This window comes from Sphingobacterium sp. HJSM2_6 (assembly GCF_049316305.1).
Classification (GTDB): Bacteria; Bacteroidota; Bacteroidia; order Sphingobacteriales; family Sphingobacteriaceae; genus Sphingobacterium.
Window position 1 is genome coordinate 1 of sequence record NZ_JBMOXB010000008.1, and the last position, 16897, is coordinate 16897.

At 33.1% G+C, this 16897-nt stretch carries 19 protein-coding genes; 14 read left to right on the forward strand and 5 right to left on the reverse strand.

Annotated features, from left to right (window positions below; genetic code table 11):
• The first annotated feature begins 98 nt into the window (after positions 1–98).
• The 10 genes from ACFRAE_RS08580 to ACFRAE_RS08625 all read left to right on the forward strand — a co-directional run bounded on the left by ACFRAE_RS08580 (position 99) and on the right by ACFRAE_RS08625 (position 10990).
• Positions 99–2054, forward strand: a complete 1956-nt coding sequence (locus ACFRAE_RS08580; RefSeq protein WP_422796731.1) for a hypothetical protein — start codon at positions 99–101, stop codon at positions 2052–2054.
• Positions 2051–5101 carry a type I restriction endonuclease subunit R gene (locus ACFRAE_RS08585; RefSeq protein ID WP_422796732.1) on the forward strand — a complete coding sequence of 1017 codons (3051 nt, stop codon included), beginning with the start codon at positions 2051–2053 and terminating at the stop codon, positions 5099–5101. Before ACFRAE_RS08580 ends, ACFRAE_RS08585 begins: the two co-directional genes overlap by 4 nt.
• Positions 5101–5802, forward strand: coding sequence for a M48 family metallopeptidase (locus tag ACFRAE_RS08590; RefSeq protein ID WP_422796733.1), 702 nt, complete (start codon positions 5101–5103; stop codon positions 5800–5802). The genes ACFRAE_RS08585 and ACFRAE_RS08590 overlap by 1 nt, the downstream gene beginning before the upstream one ends.
• Before the next feature lie 297 nt (positions 5803–6099).
• Positions 6100–6408, forward strand: a complete 309-nt coding sequence (locus ACFRAE_RS08595) for a DUF3853 family protein (RefSeq protein ID WP_422796734.1) — start codon at positions 6100–6102, stop codon at positions 6406–6408.
• 14 nt (positions 6409–6422) lie between these two features.
• Positions 6423–7334: an AAA family ATPase gene (locus tag ACFRAE_RS08600; protein WP_422796735.1), complete on the forward strand. Its 912-nt coding sequence runs from the start codon at positions 6423–6425 to the stop codon at positions 7332–7334.
• 93 nt (positions 7335–7427) lie between these two features.
• Positions 7428–8267 (forward strand): toprim domain-containing protein, encoded by an 840-nt coding sequence (locus ACFRAE_RS08605; protein WP_422796736.1) that lies wholly within the window; start codon positions 7428–7430, stop codon positions 8265–8267.
• 91 nt (positions 8268–8358) lie between these two features.
• Positions 8359–8682 (forward strand): plasmid mobilization protein, encoded by a 324-nt coding sequence (locus ACFRAE_RS08610; protein WP_422796737.1) that lies wholly within the window; start codon positions 8359–8361, stop codon positions 8680–8682.
• A complete protein-coding gene (locus ACFRAE_RS08615) occupies positions 8672–9586 on the forward strand; it encodes a relaxase/mobilization nuclease domain-containing protein (RefSeq protein ID WP_422796738.1) in 915 nt (304 codons plus the stop codon). The genes ACFRAE_RS08610 and ACFRAE_RS08615 overlap by 11 nt, the downstream gene beginning before the upstream one ends.
• On the forward strand, positions 9586–10251 hold the full coding sequence (locus tag ACFRAE_RS08620; RefSeq protein WP_422796739.1) for a hypothetical protein: 666 nt from the start codon (positions 9586–9588) through the stop codon (positions 10249–10251). The genes ACFRAE_RS08615 and ACFRAE_RS08620 overlap by 1 nt, the downstream gene beginning before the upstream one ends.
• Positions 10252–10531: 280 nt before the next feature.
• The gene (locus tag ACFRAE_RS08625; protein WP_422796740.1) at positions 10532–10990 is read left to right on the forward strand and encodes a JAB domain-containing protein; all 459 of its coding nucleotides are present in this window, start codon (positions 10532–10534) and stop codon (positions 10988–10990) included.
• 15 nt (positions 10991–11005) lie between these two features.
• Here ACFRAE_RS08625 and ACFRAE_RS08630 read toward each other — a convergent pair whose 3' ends face one another.
• Together ACFRAE_RS08630 and ACFRAE_RS08635 are read right to left on the reverse strand one after the other, a co-directional pair.
• Positions 11006–11542: a beta-barrel fold lipoprotein gene (locus ACFRAE_RS08630; RefSeq protein ID WP_422796741.1), complete on the reverse strand. Its 537-nt coding sequence runs from the start codon at positions 11540–11542 to the stop codon at positions 11006–11008.
• Positions 11543–11553: 11 nt separating this feature from the next.
• Positions 11554–11775 carry a hypothetical protein gene (locus ACFRAE_RS08635; RefSeq protein WP_422796742.1) on the reverse strand — a complete coding sequence of 74 codons (222 nt, stop codon included), beginning with the start codon at positions 11773–11775 and terminating at the stop codon, positions 11554–11556.
• Between the two features lie 72 nt (positions 11776–11847).
• Here ACFRAE_RS08635 and ACFRAE_RS08640 point away from each other — a divergent pair, with 72 nt between their 5' ends.
• Positions 11848–12078 (forward strand): helix-turn-helix domain-containing protein, encoded by a 231-nt coding sequence (locus ACFRAE_RS08640; RefSeq protein ID WP_422796743.1) that lies wholly within the window; start codon positions 11848–11850, stop codon positions 12076–12078.
• 13 nt (positions 12079–12091) lie between these two features.
• Here ACFRAE_RS08640 and ACFRAE_RS08645 read toward each other — a convergent pair whose 3' ends face one another.
• Genes ACFRAE_RS08645 through ACFRAE_RS08655 form a run of 3 tightly spaced genes read right to left on the reverse strand, consistent with a single transcriptional unit; the run spans position 12092 to position 14691 of the window.
• Positions 12092–12727 (reverse strand): SEC-C metal-binding domain-containing protein, encoded by a 636-nt coding sequence (locus tag ACFRAE_RS08645; protein ID WP_422796744.1) that lies wholly within the window; start codon positions 12725–12727, stop codon positions 12092–12094.
• On the reverse strand, positions 12720–13661 hold the full coding sequence (locus ACFRAE_RS08650) for a cyclic GMP-AMP synthase DncV-like nucleotidyltransferase (protein WP_422796745.1): 942 nt from the start codon (positions 13659–13661) through the stop codon (positions 12720–12722). The genes ACFRAE_RS08645 and ACFRAE_RS08650 overlap by 8 nt, the downstream gene beginning before the upstream one ends.
• Before the next feature lie 4 nt (positions 13662–13665).
• Positions 13666–14691, reverse strand: coding sequence for a CBASS cGAMP-activated phospholipase (locus ACFRAE_RS08655; RefSeq protein WP_422796746.1), 1026 nt, complete (start codon positions 14689–14691; stop codon positions 13666–13668).
• A 113-nt stretch (positions 14692–14804) separates the two neighbouring features.
• Between ACFRAE_RS08655 and ACFRAE_RS08660 the strand changes: the two genes are divergently transcribed.
• Genes ACFRAE_RS08660 through ACFRAE_RS08670 form a run of 3 tightly spaced genes read left to right on the forward strand, consistent with a single transcriptional unit; the run spans position 14805 to position 16567 of the window.
• Positions 14805–15467 (forward strand): hypothetical protein, encoded by a 663-nt coding sequence (locus ACFRAE_RS08660; protein WP_422796747.1) that lies wholly within the window; start codon positions 14805–14807, stop codon positions 15465–15467.
• Positions 15451–15795, forward strand: a complete 345-nt coding sequence (locus ACFRAE_RS08665) for a hypothetical protein (protein ID WP_422796748.1) — start codon at positions 15451–15453, stop codon at positions 15793–15795. Before ACFRAE_RS08660 ends, ACFRAE_RS08665 begins: the two co-directional genes overlap by 17 nt.
• Entirely contained in the window at positions 15767–16567 is an 801-nt protein-coding gene (locus tag ACFRAE_RS08670; protein ID WP_422796749.1) for an ImmA/IrrE family metallo-endopeptidase, read from the forward strand. Before ACFRAE_RS08665 ends, ACFRAE_RS08670 begins: the two co-directional genes overlap by 29 nt.
• Positions 16568–16897 lie beyond the last annotated feature (330 nt).

A 16897-nucleotide genomic window follows, 5' to 3' on the forward strand; every position in this document is an offset into this window, starting at 1 on the left:
AAAATTAATAAATTTATAACTCGAAAGTCTCCTTAAGGTTTCATCCTAATGTGTCTAATTTAGTTTGAAGACGTACAGTCGAAGTTATTCATAAAGAGTTGGAAGATGAGATTGATAAACAAATAAAAAAATACACTTGGTATTTAGACAAATGGAAATATGATGCCACTACTAGTGGTGCTTTAGTAATGCTTCAAGCTATTCACAAAGAATTTTCAGCATATCAAGATTTTGATTTTAGCAGTGTAGAATTGGATAACTTGCCATTTGAATTTGATTTTTTAGACCTCGATGAATTAAATCAGTCAGATGAGTTGTATATAAAAATGAATGAAAGAGGGAAGCAATTGACCGATTTTGAGCATTTTAAAGCATGGCTTCAAGACAGCACTGAGCGACAAACTACTTCAACTAAAGATCAAGAGTTTTTAAAAGACTTTTGGAAGAAAATTGATACAGATTGGTTGAATTTCTTTTGGGCAAAAATTGATGCTGATTTCAAATCATTAGATGATTTCTACTTTAATTATTTAAAGACCTTGGCGATTAATTTTCACCTTTCGACATCTAAAAACAATACTATACCTAATCATTTAAAGGATTTACTACAAAAGATTAGAAATAGTGACACGTACAGTGAACAATCTGTTGAATATATACCTCTAAGTCAATTTGTAATTGAATTAAAGGAGGATAATGTAGTAAAAGGAATCTTTGAGTTATTTACTATTGATTGTTTGAAATATATTGATAGTTCTATTTCAACATTAATAGCGATTGAAAATGAAACTAATGATAAAATCAATTCAATTATAAAAGAACCCTTCATATCTAAGGATAAAAAGGTGTTAACTCTTTATTTAAAAAAGAATTCTTTCACTCCAAACTATTGGGATCAGGTATATTATTATTTTATTTTAGAGTTATTAAAATCCAACAAGACAAATCTGGATTTTTGGATTCGTAGTATGAGGAATATTATTTACAATACTTACATACAGAATCCTGAAAATGTTTTTGATGCACTTAAAAGTATACATGCTTTAATACAATCAGACATATTAGATTTAGAGGAGTCTATGAAATCTGAAAAATTTAGTCTGTCGTTTTTCGATCAAGATCAAATCAGTGAAGAAAGATATAAGAGTAAATTGGATGCATCAATATGGAATCTTGAAAAAATTCATGAGCTTGAAGAACACAACTATTTTATGGGACAAATACAATTTGTCTTTGCCCTTGCAAATGATGATGTAAACTCATTTACAAAGTATAGTGAGTTGCTATCGGAGATATTTTCAACTCGGGATAATGAAATTTATTTTCAGCAGGCATTACTTACAAAGGGGGATTATCTTATTGAAAGAACAAATCACTCATTTTGTCGTATTTCCTATGATTCGTTAAGAAGTCGCAATGACAATTGGAGACAAATATTTGATAATGAAAAACGAAGAGGTCTATTGAGAAATCTATTAGATCATTTGTTGAATATCCCCGATTCTGATCTTTCGACCAAATTAAAGAAGATTATTACAAAACATAGCTTCACTAAAGATCATTGGCAGTATTACTTTGTAGATAATAGTAGAGCAATTAAAGAATGTAAATACAATGAAATTAGAAGATTTAGTAACAATGATATTCGTATTTTACATTCATCAGCAATAACAGGATATCATTTAGAATTGAGATCATTATGGCTTTTTCAACATTTGGAAAAATTAGGTTTTGACATTAATCCATTCGAAAAAAAAGAATATTTATGGAGTAAAAATACCGACGGGGCTCCTGGAATTAAATTTTCATCATTTAAATATCAAAATGAGAGTTATAATTTAGATATTAGATTTGCTAAAGATGGATCAGGTTATGAATGCTGTTTTTTCCACAATGCAGCTACCATCAATGATAGATTGGTTCATGAAGATATAGTGAAATTGCTAACTGATTTTGAATATGATGATAGGTATAAGCATTATTATAAAAAGATAGATAAAGATTCAATAATAGACTTCTTGGAGCAGATTAATACAAAATTAAAAACCCTATGATCAACCCAATCGAACGCATCACCCAAAATAGAATCATTCAGTTGTTCAAAGAGCAATTGGGATATAGTTATTATGGCAATTGGGAAAAACGTGAACACAATAGCAATGTTGAGCAAGAGATTTTGAAAAAGAATCTTTTGCAACGTGGATATACGGAAACTTTGGCTAATAAGGCGGTGAAAGAATTGTACGATTTGGCGCATACGAATTCGGGCAATTTATACGATCGCAATAAGGCTTTTTACAACATGCTGCGTTATGGGGTAAAGGCGCGACCGGAATTGGGTGAGCAATTTGATACCATTTTCCCGATTGATTGGAAAAACTGGGAGAAGAATGAATTTGGTATTGCCGAAGAAGTTACCTTGACCAAAGGGCAACATACTCGTCGTCCGGATATTGTGTTATACGTGAATGGAATTGCTTTAGGTGTGTTGGAGTTAAAACGTGGTACTACAGATATTGCGGAATCAGTAAACCAAAATATTTCCAACCAAAAGGAATTGTTTAATCAATGGTTTTATACGACGGTACAGTTCGTGATGGCTGGGAATAATACCCAAGGTTTAAAATACGGAACGATAGAAACTCCTTCAAAATATTTCTTGTCGTGGAAAGAAGACGAACAGGATAATGCGGAGCATAAATTAGATAAATATTTAAAGAAGCTTTGTCTCAAAGAGCGTTTTTTGGATATCATTTACAATACTGTGGTTTTCGATGCGGGCGTTAAAAAATTACCTCGTCCGCACCAATATTTTGGATTTAAAGCCGCGCAGGATTTTGTAAAAAGAAAGGAAGGTGGCATAATCTGGCATACCCAAGGATCTGGCAAATCACTGATGATGGTGATGTTAGGCAAATGGATTTTAGAGAATGTGCCTAATTCTAGATTAGTGATCCTTACAGACCGAACAGAGTTAGACGATCAAATTGAACGTGTGTTTAATGATGTGGGTGAAACAGATATTGCTAAAACTCGAACAGGTAAAGAATTACTACACTTTTTAACTTCCTCTCGACCACGTTTGGTATGTTCGCTCATTCATAAGTTTGGCAATAAAAACGAAACCGATTTTGATGCATTCTTAAAAGAGTTACAAGAAAATCCAGTACAAACACAAGGAGAAATCTTTGTCTTTATTGATGAATGTCACCGTACACAAAGTGGTAAGTTAAATCAGGTCATGAAGGCCATATTGCATAATGCTGTATTTGTTGGATTTACGGGCACTCCTTTACTTAAAGAAGATAAGAAAACGACGATGGATGTATTCGGAAGATACATTCATACCTATAAATTTAACGAGGCTGTACAAGACGGTGTAGTGAAAGACTTGATGTACGAAGGTCGTAAAATCGAACAAGCCTTGACTTCTCAAACCAAGGTAGACCAATGGTTTGATGCCAAGACTGCTGGATTGAACGATTTCCAACGCAACGAACTCAAAAAGAAATGGGGAACTATGCAAAATGTATTGAGTTCTAAAAGCCGCATGGAAAAAATCGTGTCGGACATTGTCATGGATTTCTCGGTCAAACCACGTTTAGCTAATGAGAAAGGAAATGCAATTCTTGTGGCATCGAGTATTTATGAAGCGTGTAAGTACTATAATTTGTTTCTAAATACGGAGTTGAAAAACAAATGTGCGATTATTACTTCATACAATCCTAATGCGAGAGACATTTCGTTGGAAGATACAGGTGCGGATAGCGAAACTGATAAAGAATACATCTATAATACCTATACGGAATTATTAAAATCTGTCAGTTCGAGTGGTAATAAATCCAAAACAGAAACATACGAACAAGAAAGCAAAGAGCGTTTCCGAAAAGAACCTGCCCGTATGAAATTATTGATCGTAGTTTCTAAACTTTTAACAGGTTTTGATGCGCCTACGTGTACCTACATTTACATCGATAAAAAAATGCAGGATCATACCTTGTTTCAAGCCATTTGTCGGGTGAATCGATTGGATACAGATGATAAAGATTACGGGTACATCGTCGATTATATGGAATTGTTCGGCAATGTCACAGATGCAATTAGTGTCTATACTTCGGAATTGGATAGTGAAGGATTTACAAAAGAAGAAGTTGAGATTAATTTAAAAGATCGCATCAAAACAGCAATAGATCGTTTGATGACAGCTTACGAAACAGTAGAAGCGATTATTGAAAATGTCGCTTTACCCAAAGCGGATTTAGATTATATCCGATATTTCTGTGGGAATACTGAAAATCCCGAAGATTTAAAAGCCAACGAATTCAAACGCATGGCACTATACAAAGCTATTGTAGAATATGTTCGCGCTTATACGGCTATTAAAGCGGACTTTGTACAAACAGATTTTAGCAATTCGGAGGTAAAACGTTTCCACCAAAAATTAGATGATTATTTAAATCTCAGAGAAATTATCAGAATAGCTTCTGGTGAAACCATTGAGTTGAAATCCTACGAAGCCGATATGCGTTTCTTGATTGATACCTATATCCGTGCTGAAGAATCCGAGACCATTTCTCCTTTTGAGGATATTTCTTTGTTGGATTTATTTGAGATCAATATTCATAAAGCGATTGAAACTTTACCTGCCGGTGTTAAAGGTAATAAAGAAGCTGTTGCAGAAATTATTGAAAACAACGTACGCAGCAAAATTGTAGAAGAACATTTGTTGGATCCGAAATATTTTGATCACATGTCTGTACTTTTGCAAGAATTGATTGAAAAGCGCAAGCAAGAAATGATTTCCTATCAAGAATATTTGAAAGAAATGGCTGAACTGGTTCGTCAAGTCAATCAAGGTAAAAAGGATGACTTACCGGATTCGCTAAATACAAAAGGAAAAGTAGCTTTGTATCATACCTTGGAAGATGAAGATTTAGCTTTAGCTTGTGAAGATGCTGTACAATACGCAAAACAAGAAGGTTTTAGAGAAAATTTAGCGAAACAAAACTTAGTCAAAAAAGCAATTTACGACGTTGTAAAAGACAAGGATAAAGTCAACGAGATTTATAAAATTATAGAAGCTCATAAAGACGAATACTAATGAAAGTAGAGCAGTTGAAGATTGGAGGAGTAGAGATAGAGGTTACTTTTAAAGATATTAAGAATTTACATCTTAGTGTCCACCCGCCGCAAGGAAAGGTGACGATTTCTTCGCCAGCATTTTATGATTTGGAGAAGGTGAAAATCTATGCGGCTACCAAATTGGGTTGGATAAAGAAAGAGCAGCTAAAGTTTAAAAATCAAGCAAGAGAATCCGAACGACAAATGATAAACCAAGAAAGTCATTATTTGTTTGGTGAACGATATTTGTTAGAAGTTGTTGTGGCTAAACGGAATTCGATTAGTTTAAAAGGTAAAAAGATTGTTCTTTTTGTAATAGATGGAAATGATACAGCATTGAAACGTGAGGTTTTATACAAGTTTTACAGAAAAGCACTTCGTGTTAAATTGAATAGTTTGCTCGCACATTTTGCAGATAAAATGCAATTGGAAATTCCTGAATTCAAAATCAGAACGATGAAAACAAAATGGGGTTCTTGTGCTGTAACTAATGGGCGATTGTGGTTTAATATCGAATTAACAAAGAAACCGATTGAATGTATTGAATATGTAGTGGTTCATGAATTGGTTCATTTATTAGAACGTCATCATAATAAGCGTTTTGTCCTACTGATGGACCAATACTACCCAAATTGGAGAACTCAGAAAAAATTATTGAATGAATTGCCATTGATATATTAGTTTAAATAGTCAAAAGATATATGCCCCAACATTTCGAATGTTGGGGCTTTTTTGTGTTTTATTTTCCAACTTTCTAAGTATAAAAATAGTATTTGATGTTTTTAGAGATCGCTGCACCTCAGGTGCAATTTTATTCTTGCTTATTTTTTGTAATATATTGATTTTTATTTAATTAAAATTTAATTCATGAACCGTTGCACTCCTCTGCACCTGAATCCTAACCTACCTTAGCACCATGTTCTAGAACAAAGATAAGGCTGATGTACACAGCTATTTATTAATGTTAAATCATAAAACATGGATATAAATTCATTATTAAAAAAGCCAGTCGCTACGATGACTGGAGAGGAATTGATAGCTCTACAAAAAGAAGCAGTTAAACAGATTCCTAAAGAAGCAATTATTGAGCCTATTCCTGAATACGAATATGGTCTGAACGGTATTATGCGAATTTTTAGTTGTTCAAAATCTAAAGCACAACGACTGAAGGAAGGTATAATCAAAGATGCCATTGATCAAGATCAGCGAACTATTATTATCGATGTAAGGAAAGCTTTAGCGTTATTTCAGGCCTATTCCAGAAATAAAAGAAGGAGGTTTTCATGAGAAAATGCATTAACATGCTAGCAATAAAATCTGCAAATCAAACACTTGCTGATGCAGCGTTATTACCAGATCCGATTTTTTTATATGCTCCGCTTATAGTTCAGGGGGAGATAACCATATTATTTGCGGATACAGGAATTGGAAAAACTGCATTGAGTGTGATGATAGCAATTTATATAGCTAAAAAGTACAAACTATTGTATGTAGATCTCGAACTCACGGATAAACAATTTGAAAAGAGGTATCGCAATGATGAGGGTAAGCACTTTAATTTTCCCGCCAACTTTTACAGAGCTACATATGAAGTGTTAAAAGAACTTCCTAACGAAATTTCTTACGAAGATTTCTTTATCAATTCTTTAAAAGATCGTATAAGGGAATTCAGTGCTGAGGTTGTTATATTGGATAACCTTACCAAGATTTGTTCTTCTACAGATTCTGCAAAAAGTACAATACCCATCATGAATGCGTTATCAGCACTGAAATTTGAAGAGGGAATTACGTTTTTAGTGTTAGAACACAATAAAAAAGTAGAGGAATGGCGACCTATTAGCTTAAACGATCTTCAAGGTTCAAAAATGAAGTCAAATTTTGCGGATTCGGTTTTCACGATTGGACGCTCTGCTTTTGATAAAAATATTCGATACATCAAGCAATTGAAGGTTAGGAGTGGAGAGTTAGTGTATGACGAAGAAAATGTTTTGGTTTGTGAGTTGACCACGCGGAGTGGATATTTAGGCTTTTCAGAAATAGGCTACCAAGGTGAACGAGATTTACTAAAACCTCAAGAATCATCTAATTACGAAGATAAGATTCAAGAGGTGCTTCAATTAAAAGCTGGAGGGATGAGTAATGTACAAATAGCACGTCAAATAGGTAGAAGCGAAGGTACAATCCGTAATTGGCTAGATAAGGCAAATAACTAAAAGTAAACAAATCGTAGGCTCGTAATTCTCGTAACATTCGTAATTCAGAAATATTACGAGGATTACGAATGCTACGAAAAATCTTAAAATTTTATGAATAACAATAATATAATCGAGGACTATTTGTCTTCGAAAGGGATATACCCTGTTAAAAAATATAAGAATTATTCGATGTACCATGCTCCATATAGAGAAGATAAGAATCCATCAATGATGGTGAGTGGTATACGATTTGAAGACTTGGCTCTTGGTTTATCAGGAGGGTTAAATAAGTTGAAGGAATTGATGCATGATTCGCCAAATATTTATATCTACAGAAGTGCTGATAAAATAATCGACAATAAATCATCTGGCTCGTTTAGGTTTATTGATAGTAAAGAGATTGGAACTAATCCAATACTAAATCAATATTTAGCTTCTAGATGTATTGATATTTCTATTGCTAAACTTTATTGTAGAGAGGTCTATTTTACCAACGGAAAGAAAAGCTATTTTGCTGTCGGTTTACCGACAATTTTTAAGAATAATTTCGCTCTTCGTAATATTTATTTTAAAGGTAATTTAGGTTCTGGTGTTTCCTATTTTCAGAATGGCTACTTAGGTCAAAATTTGAAAATATTTGAAGGCATGTTTTCTATGTTGAGCTATTTCCAGACTTTTCAAAGTAGTAAATGTGAGCTATTTAGAGGTGATGTTTTGGTTTTAAACTCTTTATCGAGTATCAATAAAATTAAAAATTATGCTTCTTCTTACAGTAGTCTTGAACTGTTTTTGGATCGGGATAGAAGTGGAGTAGCATCTACACAAAAAGTACTTTCAGATTATAGTCATGCCGAGGACTTTTCAGAGGTCTATAATGGATATGTAGATATGAATGATTCATTGATAGGAATTCGAAAAATGATCGAATCTGTAAAAGATCAAATTGTTTAATACTTAGTTAGTGCAAGATGTACCTTTTCCCGGACAAAATATTTTTTGCCTTGGGAAAAGGTTATCCCGTTGGTCTATATAAATTACTACAATGACAAAAGAAAATCTAAATAGAAAGGTCGAAGTCCGATTTAGTTTGTCGGATTTTCAGCGACTAAAGAGCTTATCTAAACTTGCGAATATGAGCATTAGCAGGTATGTTCGAACAGCATGCTTTAATAAAAAAATCGATGCAAAATTCATGCAGGAGGAACGTGTTTTCATAACTCGAATTTTCAATATTGGGAATAATTTGAATCAAATTGCTCGAGTAATGAACGCTCAACAAAAGAATGACGAACTATTGTTACGCCTTCGAATTACTTTGGATCACTTAGATAATTTTATTGATAAAATGCTAAGAAATGATAGCTAAAATAATTAAAACGAATGCTAGTTTTTCAGCATCGTTAGATTACTGTTTAAATCGAGAGAAAGCCTCAATTATTCATAGCGATGGAGTTAGGATTGGAAGCCCAGAATTTATGGCTAAGCAATTTGAATTATTAGCTAGTTCTAATAATCGTATGAAAAACTCTCCTTTAGGTCATATTGTTTTGAGTTTTTCGAAAGATTTGAATGGTAAAATATCAGATAATATGATGAGCTTGATTGCGAAAGATTACTTATTGAGAATGGGGATTAAGGATACTTCATTATTGGTAATACGGCATGACGACCGAAAGCACCCACATTGTCATATCGTATATTCTAAGATTAGCTATGTTCATAATAGGAAGCTTAAGGAGGATTATATAAACTTGAAATCATTAAAAGCTGTTCGAGAAATAAATCAAAAATATGGATTTAACAAAAATCAGCATCAAACTCCCTTTACAGAATCAAAAAACAAATACTATCAAGTGAAAAAAGAAGTCAGCTATTATTTGCATCAAGGTATTTCAGGGAAATATCCATGTAAAAACTGGGATGAGCTGCAGCACTATTTATTTCAAAAAGGAATTCATACCGAATTCAAAGCCAAGGGAAAGTCGGATGAAATACAGGGCGTTTCTTTTGAAAAAGATAGTTACAAGTTTAAAGGCTCTGAATTAGGGTTATCCTATTCAAAAATTGAAACAAAATTCGCTCAAGCACAATCATTCAATGATTTTAATAATACTAATACTTCGAGTAATAGAGAAGGTAGCAATATTCAGGTTCAAGAAACGAAACAAGAGGAAAATATTCTTTCAAATCTGTTAAGTATTAGTGCTGGTATATCTGCTGATCAAGATGATGAACAAATGAAAAAACGTAAACGAAAATTGAAATTATAATGGAAGAAAATAAATTAGAGCAAACAATTCTTAATGTTGAGAATACTATAGATGCTTTGCAACGTGAATTGATAAGTATTGTTCCTGCGATCAATGGTTCATTGGATAAAAATGAATTGTTTAAAACAGAGGTTGCAAAAGAGATTCAACGATTAATCCAGGTGATTGATGCTAGAGAAAAATCTCTTGTTTCTTTTGTCAAGACCTTGGGACCTTATATTCTGACTATAGAGCAATATCAAGAATTCACACCAATAATTAGAAATGCTATTGATGAAGCGGTTGCAAAAATAATTAAGGCAGAGCAATCCTTATTAAAATCAACAGAAATGATTCCGAAAGAGACATTGGTCAAAACAAAGCACAGTATTGATTACAAATCTCTACCTATAGTAGTAGTTCTGACATTGTTGTCTTGTATTGCATTATTTAGTTTTGGTCAAGTGTGGTTGATGAGTAATCAACTTGATGAATCTAAGTCTTATGAAATGCGCTATCGAATGATTGGACTAGAGTTACCTCAAGTGGCTAATTCTGTAGACTCATTATATAGAAGTGATTCTGATAAATTCAATGCAAAAGTTATTAAGCGAGAAGAGGAGCAAAGGCTTAAATGGAGTATCCGACAAAAACAAAAAGAGATAAACGAACTAGAAAGTCAATAGTAGCAGAACACAGTTTTTCAAAGCCCATCGGTATCGAACCTTTGGGCTTTGTTCATAATAATCAATTACTCGCAAAGTTACTTCGTCGGTTAGACACGCCCCAAATCACGACCTACCACACCCAATAAGATAGTTCAAAAAATGGGTATCCGTTCGTGCCGAACAGAGCCTCCTTCACTTCGTCATTTTTCTCCTATTTTCTTTTGCTTAGTCAATCCTAGACTCGTAATCCATCTAGCGTTAATTCAATTTTTATTTCATTTAAAATTTATAATGCGTTATGAAAAAGAACTTTATCGCTAATGAGTTGAAACTAAGCTACCACAGAAATCAAAAATTATCTATCGATGATTTTAAATGTATCAACAACTCCAGATTGATTGATCGTACTTTTAGAATGATTTGGGATTTAGACGAATTTGAAATTAGAGAAAGTTTCTATGCTTTATATTTCAACACAAAATTAGACGTAGTAGGTTATCGTAAGATTGCGGATGGAGGTTTAGAAGCTGTAATGGTCGATATGCGGTTGATTATGTCATCTGCGCTGTTGTGTAATGCAACAAGGATTGCAGTTGCGCACAATCATCCTTCGGGTACGATGAGACCTAGAGCTGCTGATAGATCCTTAACCAATAAAATCATTGAAGCAGGAAAAGTTTTAGATATTCAGCTTCTAGATCATATCGTGATGACCGCTGATAGTTACTATTCATTCAGGGATGAAGGGGAGTTTTAATCCCCTTTAATCATCTTAGTTAAATTCGGATGAATCAATGATTTTGTCTGGATCAGCGACATGGATTGCATATACTTTGCTGCCAAAATCATTTGCGTCAAGTTTTGTAGTCTTTGAATTGACCTTCTTTCCTTCAATATAGAAATCTATTATTACAGACAAAGGTTCACTATTATCTGCTTCACTGATATTCAATGCTGTCATTGCAATTGAAAATGTGCTTACAGGATGTGAGGTTTTAATAGAAAGCTGAGAACTTGGTAGTACATAGTAATTTGCAGTCTTTATTACTGATTCAGGTAAGGTGATGCTATTTTCATTAGTAGTATTCGCACCAATAAAATTGAAGTTTTCGTTTAAACCGCCATTAATACTTGTTCCCTGTAAACCTAATACCAAGGAATAATTGCTATAACTTTCGCCAAAAGTTAATTTTACCTCAACGATTTTCTTTGTTAATGAAAAGTCTGGGGTATTTTCCCCCTTCTTGCTACAAGAACTATATAATAGGGCACTAAGGCATAATATGCCTGTTAGCATTTTTCTTATCATATTTTTATAAATTATTTTCTTAATTGTTGCCTTAGATATTCAGCAAGCATTTTCTCTCTATTCTTGACTTTCTTTTTTTTCTCTTGATTTGTGACAATTGCTCTAATAAATAGACCCCATGCAGTAAAGGCAACAATAATTCCGATAAACGAGTTCTCGCCACTAATAACTCCCTTCATTAGCGCTATGACACTAATGATGTTTACAACGAAAAACCAAAATATCCATTTCATAGTATAAATATAGTAAACTTTACTGATACATGTAGCGGTGTTTTTGAAATTTAACTTTCATTAATTGCATGTATGGAAAAGAAGCCACATGCAACTGATGTTGAAATTTATCTGATAGAGAGAGTTAAGCAATTGAGAACTGAAAAAGGAATTTCTCAAGCTCAACTTGCTCATCTTTTAGATGTGTCAGCTGGTTTTATTGGTCATGTGGAAAGCTCGAAGGACAGAGCTAAGTATAACCTAAATATGCTTGTCAAATTAAAAAAAATCCTCAATTGTGAATACAAGGATTTATTGCCTTAACAAACTATTAACTTCATAGTATTTCTATATATCCTTTTATTTTTTCTTGTCCAATTCTTTTAATTCTTATAAAAGATTCTCTGTGACAATATCGATATTTTCTTTTGCTTCCACAGAAACACATCGCTGTACGACTTGGATAGTTATTTAGGTAAATATAATTTAATATAGTTCTAGCCTCTGATATGCTTTTTACATTCAATAGTTGGATAATTGATTCATGTAAACCTGTAACTCCGTGGGATCTCTCATTTAAATAATATCCTTCTCTTTCTCTAAAACTTTGATTGTGTAGGTAAGGCATTATTTGTTCATTAATAAACTCTATGAGTGTAAATCCCTTAGAACAATATATGTGTTCTTCAAAAGGTGTGCAAATGCAAAAATGTCCATCATTATAAACATGCCAATCAATATTGTAGGGTAGTCGGTTTGCTGTCTCAAAAACATGAGGAAAGCTGTATGGATAATTATTTGAACAATCTATTCTAACAGAGTAATAATCGTATAAAATTCCGTCATTACTGTAAAGCTTAATTTTTCCGACTAAAAAGGGTAGAGAATCTTCCCGAATACATAATTGTAATTCGGGAAATTCACTTGTAACTTCTTTTGCCTCCGTAATAAATATTTTGTATGAATTATTCATGGCCAAATGGATATGATGTCAACGCCCCTGCAGCTGCAGCTGCAGTCCCATAAGATGTTTTTTCTTCTTTATCTTCACCAAGTGGAAATCTATTCCCTAAATGCTTACACCAGAATTTGCTAGCTTCCTTTTGATTCGTGTTACGAATAGCCGAATCAGCATCCTCGATGAACATATCCAGAGCGTTCAAAAACTTATCTTTATTTACGTAGTTTTCTAATAAATCGTCATTTGGTATTGCGGGTACAATACATTTGAAGGAGTTATTCAATTCTTTTTTAATTTCTTTTAAAATATCCTTTAGTGTTATATCATCGCGTTGATTTAATGCAATTTGTTCTTTAGCATTGCTTGCCAGAATTGTCAATGCTAGTCCGCTAGGCATTTTAAAAGATTGTTTATCTGCCCAGCCTTTTAGATACTTAACAGCCCTCACTAATCTACCTTCTGCATCCTTTTTATTGACAAACCAGTTGACCATAGCTTTGGGATCACTGTCTTCAAATCCAACTCCCTTTACGGCGATTTGATACTCCTTGCCGTCTTCTTTACAATATACGGGGTGATCTATTTCATAGTCATTTGCAAATATGGAACGAACACATTTTTTACGATTTTCTGCATCTGAACTTGTGTATCCGTCGACAGCTTGTCGCACCCATTCTTTTAATGTTGATGCCGTAACATCGGGCGCACGAAAGAAGTAGATACCATCATCAAGGTCGCAGATATCTTCTGATGTACGAATTCCATTTTTCATTTTGTATGATCCTTGAATGTAGAAGTAAGGAACATACTCAGGATGATTTTCTTTGAACCATTGCCTGACTCTTTTACGAAGTCCTTCTTTTGAGTCCTTCATTCTCTCATTTTTTTTCGAACCTATAGATAGCTCTGCATGATAATCCTGAAATAAATTGTGACAGTTTGCCATATTGTTATTGTTTTATAAAGTTTAAAATTTCTGTTAATCTGTTTTTTGCTAATTCCTCCCCGATAGCCTTCATTCGATCTATATGTTTCTTTTTGGATGAATTGAGTTCTATATTATCACCTTTCATATCGTGCTGTATTCGGAGGTGTTGAAACGTGTTTCCAATTTTGCCTAACGCACGTTGCAAGAAGTTTAAATATTGTTCTGTTATTTGCGCTTGTGTATCAAGTACGATATCAACTAGTTTTGGATTAGGGAATAGCCAGTCAAATACATTCTTCGGACGCCAAGAACGCTTAATGATTTGCTTTCCCTGTCCTGTACCTAATGATAGTAGCACTATATCACCGATAGGAATGTTTAGCTTATCTGTTGCTTCGAATACACCGATGAGTGAAGGGTTGTTGGCAAAAATACCACCGTCAATCATATTTATATTCGTCCCTTCTCCATGTTCGTTTTTGAACGAGAAGCTGTGAGGAGGGAAGTACACTGGAGCTGATGAGCTTGACATCGCTACATGATATGCAGGGAGTTTGTAATCTCTCCTGTATTCAGGATGATGTTTTGTCTTTAAGACATTTATTGCCCCGTCATTCCCATTAAAAGAAGGGATGCAAACCTTAGTTTTAAGATCAAGTAATAGTGGATCTTGACCTCCATTAGCATCTGCAAATACTTCTTTTAGCTTATTTATAAGCTTTTTATTGCTATAAATAGCGTTAAAAAAAGCTCTGCTTTTCCGTGGTAAGAAACGAAAGACAAATTGAGGGAAAATAATTTTCGCATTGTCTTCATAAAATTTAGCTAAATCTTTAGCCGGAATACCCAGCGAGATTCCTATCGCTAGAATTGCCCCAGTAGACGTGCCGCATATCAAATCAAAATGTTCATATAGTTTTTTGTCAGGTTCTTCCTTTTGAAGTTCAGCCTCTAGCTCCGACAAGACTTTGGCAGGGATAAGTCCTCTTATCCCACCCCCGTCTATAGAGAGTATTTTGAATTTTTTCTTAGTAATATTTTCTTCCATTCTTTTACTTTTATTAATTTGTAATAATTATTAACTTGATTTATTATGAACCATGTCACATTCTCTACGAAAAGCGTTACTAACGGTTTTGCGTATGTATTAAATAGTTGCTTATGGATTGGAGAGAGTTAGAGAATCTTCAAACTGCTGAACTGATAGAATTTATTCAGGGTAAAGAACATTTTTATGAGGCAGCTGAATGTGCTTTCAAAGCATTTTATTTTAGATTTGAAAAAGATTTAATTCATAAATGTAGAGTTGTTTCAGTAAGATGGGGATATGATAATTCTATTGGTGATATTTTATGTGAGCAAGCTCTACAGAAATTTTGGAATAAAGCACATTTGTTTAACCCTCAACAATGTCGAAGTGAGAATCTTGATAAATGCGTTCTCTTTTACATTTACAGAATTGCAGAAAGATTACTAGCTGATCGTGGAAGAGTAGAATGTAAAGGTATTGATTACTCAGGAGAAGAAGAGTTGATAATAAGTTTTCCAGATTTGGAAAATCTAAGTCTTCCTAAAGAAAAACTTAAGGATTTAAAAGCAAAAACCGAAGTGATTGATAAAGCATTAGATAGATTAGGAATAAAGCATAAGATTATATATTTGACATACCAGAGTTATGAAAAAAATGGTAAGAAACTACCTCGACAATTGTTGAAAAAATTAAGAGAACAACTCGAATTATCACAAAATTCTATTCGTGTTTATAAAAAAGAAGCCCTAGAAACAGTTAGTACAGTTTTAAAAGTTTATGGTACAAAAAAATAATATTTTTGATAATCCTAGTAAAGTAATAGAATGGCTTTGTTCTACGGGCTATCTTTTTCCAAGTACTGAAATAGAGCTTACTAGATTTAATAAGCTATATCCTGATTTTGAAGTTATAGACTCGACAGTTTGTATAGAGCGTATTCTTAAAAATGAAGCTAGAACTTTTCCAACTATAGAGCATTTTAATGATGATATTGAGGAAGATATTATTGATCAATTTAGAATGGTGGCTAGAAAAGGAATGGAAGATCTTCCTGATGATGTTATTAAGAAAATGCTAGGTAATCAAAATAAAGATGAAAAATCATCGGAAGAAGAAGATTAGTTTCTTAGCAAATTTTGTATTAGATGAGATTTGTCAAAATGGCCTTGTAGATTTACATGCTATAGCCAATTATGAGGAATTACCGGTTCATTATGATCATTACGAAAGCAATACATTTGATGGAATGCTTGTTTATTATAATTCTAAATTTCATATTCATATTAATCTAGATAAGGGGAATACTAGTAACTCACGAAGAGGTAGATTTACTTTGGCTCATGAATTAGGACATTACTTAATTGACGAGCATCGAATAGCCTTAAAGTACGGATTTATGTCCGCTCATCAGTCAAAAAATTCCTTGCTTAATAAGGATCTTATTGAGCAAGAAGCAGATTATTTTGCTTCTTGCTTATTATTGCCTGAAAAACAGTTTAGGTTAGCATGTGCTAAGAAGCAATTTTCCATAGACCTTATGATAAACTTATCTGATCAGTTTCATGTTAGTTTAATGGCTGCAATTTTAAGATTTATTGAAATAGGTTCGAGGGAATTTATGATTGTTGCGTCAAAAAGGGGAATTGTTCAATGGTTTTCAAAAAGCACTGATTTTGCAAAATTAAAATTTCGTTTTAATGTTGGGTATTCACTCCCAAATGATTCTATATCTTGTAAATATGCTTGTATTGTGAATAGGGATTTTACTACAAATATCGAAGAAGTTGATACAGATACGTGGTTTTATAACTCTTATTACCCATTGTTTGTGTATGAACAATGTTATTACTCTCAAATAAATGGATACTTAATCACTCTTGTCTGGTTTAGTTAGAAAACTAATTTATTTCCAGATGAAGAATGTCAATCCATTATAAAAATGCAAAAATTATATTTTCTTATGTAAAACAAAACACCCAAAACTGGGTGTAGTTTTGGGTGTTAATCTTGTAAAATGCTCATTTACAAGTGATTCTGTGGAGATAATGAGGGTAGAAATGAAATCATAAAATCAATTTTGTTTTTTCTTGATGGGTTGAAAATTTAATGGGGATGAGTAATGTAAATTAATTTTATACCTCTATGGGTATAATATTAAATGTTTTTATGATTTTATACCCGAAATAGTATAATTGTTAAATTATATATATCTGAAAAGGAATAA